This window comes from Chitinophaga sp. (assembly GCF_035564935.1).
Classification (GTDB): domain Bacteria; phylum Bacteroidota; class Bacteroidia; order Chitinophagales; family Chitinophagaceae; genus Chitinophaga.
Map to the genome: position 1 here is coordinate 1 of NZ_DATMTE010000564.1, position 6,387 is coordinate 6,387.

Annotated in this window: 6 protein-coding genes; all 6 read left to right on the plus strand. The window is 47.6% G+C overall.

The window, feature by feature from the left end; translation table 11 throughout:
* The coding region (eat, locus tag VN105_RS14605) for an ethanolamine permease (protein ID WP_325642126.1) at positions 1 to 1,342 on the plus strand (1,342 nt) is incomplete at its 5' end.
* The gene (locus tag VN105_RS14610) at positions 1,339 to 2,697 is read left to right on the plus strand and encodes a glutamine synthetase family protein (RefSeq protein WP_325642128.1); all 1,359 of its coding nucleotides are present in this window, start codon (positions 1,339 to 1,341) and stop codon (positions 2,695 to 2,697) included. The genes eat and VN105_RS14610, both read left to right, overlap by 4 nt.
* Before the next feature lie 10 nt (positions 2,698 to 2,707).
* Positions 2,708 to 3,844 carry an iron-containing alcohol dehydrogenase gene (locus VN105_RS14615; RefSeq protein ID WP_325642130.1) on the plus strand — a complete coding sequence of 379 codons (1,137 nt, stop codon included), beginning with the start codon at positions 2,708 to 2,710 and terminating at the stop codon, positions 3,842 to 3,844.
* A gap of 2 nt (positions 3,845 to 3,846) precedes the next feature.
* Positions 3,847 to 4,563, plus strand: a complete 717-nt coding sequence (locus VN105_RS14620; RefSeq protein ID WP_325642132.1) for a gamma-glutamyl-gamma-aminobutyrate hydrolase family protein — start codon at positions 3,847 to 3,849, stop codon at positions 4,561 to 4,563.
* On the plus strand, positions 4,560 to 5,924 hold the full coding sequence (locus tag VN105_RS14625) for an aldehyde dehydrogenase family protein (protein WP_325642134.1): 1,365 nt from the start codon (positions 4,560 to 4,562) through the stop codon (positions 5,922 to 5,924). Before VN105_RS14620 ends, VN105_RS14625 begins: the two co-directional genes overlap by 4 nt.
* A gap of 199 nt (positions 5,925 to 6,123) precedes the next feature.
* The coding region (locus VN105_RS14630) for an ATP-binding protein (protein ID WP_325642136.1) at positions 6,124 to 6,387 on the plus strand (264 nt) is incomplete at its 3' end.

The window sequence follows — 6,387 nt, forward strand, 5'->3', positions numbered from 1 at the left end:
GATACACGCAACAGAGATCTTTCAAATGACACAAAACAAGGGCTTAAAGAAAACACTGACTCCCTTTATGCTGTGGGGACTTGGAGTAGGGTACGTTATTTCAGGTATGTATTTTGGTTGGAATCTTGGCCTTGAAAAAGGCGGCACAGGAGGTATGGCCATTGCCACGCTTGTGATCATGGTGATGTATGTAACGTTTACTTTCAGTTATGCAGAACTGGCCTGCGCCATCCCCAAAGCAGGAGGAGTTTTTGATTATGCAAACAGGGCAATGGGAAAAAATATCGGCTTTGTGGCCGGTATAGCCCAGGTGATTGAATTTATCCTGGCGCCGCCTGCCATTGCATTTGCCATCGGCGCTTATTTCAACGCTTTTTTCCCGCAGGTTCCCATTCTTACCAGCGCTATTGCCATTTATTTTGTGTTTACCGGTTTGAATGTGTATGGTGTAAAGGCAGCGGCGTCTTTCGAGGTGATCGTTACCATTTTTGCCGTAGGGGAACTACTGCTGTTTGCCGGTTTATCGCTTCCAAAGTTCCAGGCCGTTCATCTCACCAGCAACCCGCTTCCATTTGGATGGGGCGGCGCTTTTGCCGCTATTCCTTTTGCCATCTGGTTTTTCCTGGGTATTGAGGGCATTGCCAATGTAGCGGAGGAAACAAAAAACCCGCAGCGCGATATCAGCAAGGGTTTTGGATGGGCCATCCTCACGCTGGCCATTCTTTGTATCCTGATATTTGTGTCTGCCACCGGCATTGCCGGGTGGGAAGCTATCGTATATAAAAACGGGATCAGCGGTGAAACCTCCGATTCCCCGCTACCGCTGGCGCTGGCAAAAATTACCGGGAGCAACCATCCCATGTACCACCTGCTGATCACCGTAGGCTTATTCGGGCTGGTGGCTTCTTTTCACGGGCTTATCCTGGCCGCTGGGCGCTCCACCTACGAGATGGGCAGGGTACATAACCTGCCGGCAGCGCTGGGTAAAATTTCACCGCGGTTTCATACGCCGGCCAATGCACTTTTGGGCAACATGGTGATCGGGATACTGGCCCTGCTGTCGGGTAAAACTTCAGAGATCATCGTGGTATCGGTTTTCGGTGCGCTCACTTTGTATATCATTTCCATGGTGTCTATTATTATTTTGAGAAGACGGGAGCCTGATCTGCCACGGCCTTTCCGGGTGGCTTTCTACCCGGTGTTCCCGGTGGTAGCGCTGGTGATTGCCACCATTTCCATAGTAGCGATGTTTATTTTCAACCTGCTGCTTGGCATCATCTATTTTTCCCTGCTGGCCGTTTCTTTTTTGTTGTACAAAATCATTAAACCTGCCCACACATGACAACTTCCGAAATATTAACGTATGTAAAAAATCATCCGTCCGGTAAGGTAAAAGTGGCAATAGCTGATATCGACGGTGTATTGAGAGGGAAATATATAGCTGCAGAGAAATTTGTGTCTGTAACAGAAAGTAAGATGGGCTTCTGTGATGTTACTTTTGGCTGGGATATGAGCGATGTGGTATATGACAACGTGAAGTATACCGGCTGGCATACCGGCTATCCCGATGCACAGGTAAAAATTGACCTGCATACTTTCCGTAAAATTCCATGGGAGAACGGGGTGCCTTTTTTCCTGGGTGATTTTGTGGAAGCCAGCAATGCACCGGTGTATGCATGCCCGCGGCAATTGCTGAAAAAAGTGCTGGCTACAGCAGCGCAAAGTGGTTATGTACCGTACTTCGCGCAGGAATTTGAATGGTTCAACTTTACAGAAACGCCTGATACCGCCCACCAGAAACAGTTCCGTGACCTCACTCCTTTATCGCCGGGCATGTTTGGTTACTCTATCCTGCGCAGCGCATTAAAGAATGAGTATATGAGCAGCCTGTTTGAGCAACTGGTAAAGTTTGATATACCGGTAGAAGGGTTACATACGGAAACAGGTCCGGGCGTATATGAAGCAGCCATTAAGTACGCAGGGATCCTGCAGGCGGCAGACCAGGCCATCCTGTTTAAAACCGCGGTGAAAGAAATTGCCTACAAACATGGCGTAATGGCCACCTTTATGGCCAAGATCCATGAAAGCCTGCCGGGATGCAGCGGGCATGTGCACCAAAGCCTGTGGGATGCCGACAGTAAGCAGAATTTATTTTACGACGAACAGGACGAACATAAAATGAGCCCTGTCATGAAAAGTTACATTGCGGGGCAACTGCACTGTTTACCTGTAATACTGCCCTTGATAGCTCCTACTATCAATAGCTACAAACGGCTGGTAGAAGGCGCCTGGGCCCCTACCACGCTCACCTGGGGCATAGATAACAGAACGGTGGCGTTACGGGCTTTACCGGGCGATAAAAAAGCCACCCGCCTGGAAACAAGAGTAGTTGGCTCAGACACTAATCCATACCTCGCGATGGCCGCCTGTTTGGCCGCCGGGCTGTATGGCGTAAAAAATAAATTGCCGCTCGACAAAAAAATAACCACCGGCAATGGGTACAAAGACACCTCGAATGGTGTATTACCACAGAACCTTCATGTGGCGACCCAGCAAATGAAGGAATCGGCCCTTGCAAAAGAACTGTTCGGCGAAGCGTTTGTTGAACACTTTACGTTAACCAGGGAATGGGAGTGGCGGCAATATGCCAAAGCTGTGACCGATTGGGAATTGAAAAGATATTTTGAAATCATCTAAGCAACCGCATATGGCATTTCAGTATAATTTTCCTACTACGATACGTTTCGGCGCAGGCGTGATCAGCGAGCTGCCCGCATATCTGCAGAAAAACGGGTTATCAAAACCTATGATCGTTACCGATCCAACGATAGCAGGATTATCATTTTTTAAATCGATCGTGAAGGATCTGCAGTCGCACCATATTTCCGCGGAGGTATTCAGCGATATCCATAAAAACCCCGTGAAGAGTGATGTGTACAAAGGCACCGACCTTTGGGACCATACAGGCCGCGACAGTATCATAGGTATTGGCGGCGGCGCCGCGCTGGACGTGGCGCGCGCCATTGTGCTAAGGGTCCATCACCGGGAAGATCTTTTCAAATACGACGATCTCATAGGCGGCGATGTATATGTGACCAACGACGTACCTCATTTTATTACTGTGCCCACCACCGCCGGCACCGGCAGCGAAGTAGGCAGGAGCGCCATTATTGCCGATGATGAAACGCACCAGAAGAAAATACTCTTCTCACCCAAACTGATGGCAAAAATTGTTTTTGCTGATCCCGCCCTCACCATGGATCTGCCGCCGTTTATCACTGCCGCCACCGGCATGGATGCATTAACGCATAATATGGAAGCATTCCTGGCAAAGAATCCACATCCCTTATGCGATGGTATTGCCCTGGAAGGTATCTATCTCATTAAAAATTCATTGGAAAAAGCTACCAACAGCCCGGATATAGCAAGCAGGAGCAATATGCTGATGGCCTCTATGATGGGCGCTATTGCTTTCCAGAAAGGATTAGGTGTGGTGCATTCCCTGGCGCATCCCCTCTCCTCGCTGCTGGACACGCACCATGGCCTTGCCAATGCCGTGAATATTCCTTACGGTATGCAATTTAATATTGCAGGTTTTGAAGATAAATTCCGGCGCATTGCCAGGACCCTGGAGCTGAAGGAGGAAACCGGCGAAGCAGTGGTACAATATCTCTTTGATCTTAATTCAAAAATAAACATCCCGCATCATCTCCGCGATATCGGTGTTACGGATGCACATGTGGAAACGCTGGCCGACCTGGCGCTGGCCGATTTTGCACATCCCAACAACCCTAAACCGGTAAGCAGGGAGGATTTCAAACAGTTGTACCTAAACGCGCTATAAACATGAAGAAAAAGATAGGGCTCAGCTATACGGAAGCCAGCTTTACCAACTACGAAAAATGGTTCACGCCCGAAGATCTTGGCGATGACCTGGAAGTGGTGATCCTGTCTTTCCTCCGTAACAATGCAGAAGATATTTATACCTGCGACGGGCTGGTGCTCACCGGTGGCATAGATGTAATTCCGCGGCTGTACGGCGGCGCTGAGAATTATCCGCACCGGCCGAAGGAGTTTTTACCCGAAAGAGATGATTTTGAAAAACGTCTTTATGAATACTCCCAGCAGCAGCAATTACCTGTACTGGGCATTTGCCGGGGATTGCAGTATATCAACATACTGGAAGGCGGGAAAGTGTATGAAGATATCGGCGAAGCCGCCAACAAAATCCATAAAAAAGATAGCAGCGATAAAATTCATGGGGTAAACATCCGGAAAGATACTTTACTGTACAAGGCTACCGGCCTGGAAAAAGGGCAGGTGAACAGCGCCCATCACCAGGGCATTCATCCCGCCAGCCTGGGAAAAAATATTATGGTGAGCGCTACTTCCGATAGCAGCGATGAAATTATTGAGGGTATTGAATTTAAAGATAAAACCGGGAAAGGCTTTATGCTTTGTGTGCAATGGCACCCGGAAAGAATGCCGGAGAAAGAAAGCAACCCGCTCTCCCAACAAATTAAAGCAACATTTCTTCAAGCAGTACGAAACTATACGAAATGAGAATTTTTAATCCTGCCACCGCACAAACCCTGGTTGTTCTCCGGGAAGACACACTGTCAATGGTTGTTGAGAAAACCGCCCTGCTCCGGCTGGCATTTGATCATTGGTCCGCGAAGCCACTGACAGAGCGTATTGCAGTGATTGCCCGCTTCAGGGATCAGCTGGAAAAAAGAATAGAGAAACTGGCCGGCATACTTACTTCCGAAACAGGAAAACCATTGCAGCAATCGCGCAACGAAATCAACGGCGCCATTACCCGGATCAACTGGATGCTGGAGAATGCAGAAAAATATCTTTCCGACGAATGGGTAACGAATACGGATACACTAAAAGAAAAAATCTCCTACGAACCGCTGGGCATTATCTGTAACATCTCCGCATGGAACTATCCTTACCTTGTAGGCGTTAATGTATTTATTCCCGCTTTGCTGGCAGGTAATACCGTACTTTATAAGCCTTCCGAATATGCGGTGCTCACCGGTATGGAAATCGAAAAGCTCTTTTACTACGCGGGCCTGGAACACAATGCCTTCAAAATAGCCATTGGTGGAAAAACCGTGGGAGACAACCTGCTTGGCCTGAGAGTTGACGGCTACTTCTTTACCGGCTCCTATAAAACCGGCAAATATATCTACGAAAAAATAGCGCCCAGGATGCTGCCCTGCCAGCTGGAACTGGGCGGAAAAGATCCGCTGTATGTGGCAGACGACATCGAGGATATTGCTGCCGTAGCAGCAGCTACCGCCGACGGCGCTTTCTATAATAACGGACAAAGCTGTTGCGCCGTAGAACGCATCTACGTGCATGAAAAAGTATACGACCAGTACGTGGAAGAATTTGTAAAAGCCGTTAAATCCTGGAAGCTCGGGTTACCTACTGATGATGGCGTATACTTTGGCGCTGTTACCAGGAAAGAACAATTAAAAGTGCTGGAAACCCAGGTACTGGAAGCTCGCGCAAAAGGCGCCACCCTGAAACTTGGTGGTCATATTATTGCACATGAAGGCAATTTCTTTGAGCCCACTATTCTCACCGATGTGGATAATTCCATGAAAATTATGCAGGAAGAAAGCTTTGGACCCGTGATAGGAATTATGAAAGTAGCAAGCGATAAAGAAGCGATTGAAATGATGAATGATACGGAATATGGTCTTACTGCTTCCGTGTATTCCTCCAACGGTGAAAGGGCGCAGGCTATTCTGTCGCAGGTGAATGCGGGTACCGGCTACTGGAATTGCTGCGACCGTGTTACAGCGGGGTTGCCATGGGCCGGCAGGAAGCATTCGGGTTTTGGCGCTACGTTGTCGCACCAGGGATTGAGGGCGTTTACAAAAACGAAGTCGTGGCAGATGAAGGGGTGAGGTAAATATTCTTTGTTAGCAGATAGCGTGATGCAATATTGAATTGTATCACGCTTTTTTTTGGATATATTTAATCAATGTTGTTTGCCGATTTGTTAATCCACATTTGTTATCATCTACGAGATAGTCTCCACCCACATTACAGATAATATTGTGTCCCGCCTTATTTTGAAACTTACATTTTTTAATGACTGCATTTATGACTGAACAACAAAATAAAGAATATAAACAATCCTGGAAAGATGAGTACCTCAAATGGATATGCTGCTTTGCGAATGCCCAGGGCGGCAGTTTATTTATCGGCATCGATGATAATGGCGTTATTGTAGGTATACATGACTACAATAAGCTTATGGATGAGATACCGAATAAATCGGTGAGCCATTTGGGATTGGTAGTAGATGTAAATCTTCATAAAAGTGGAAACAAGTATTATCTGGAGGTGATAGTACCGGTGAGCAGT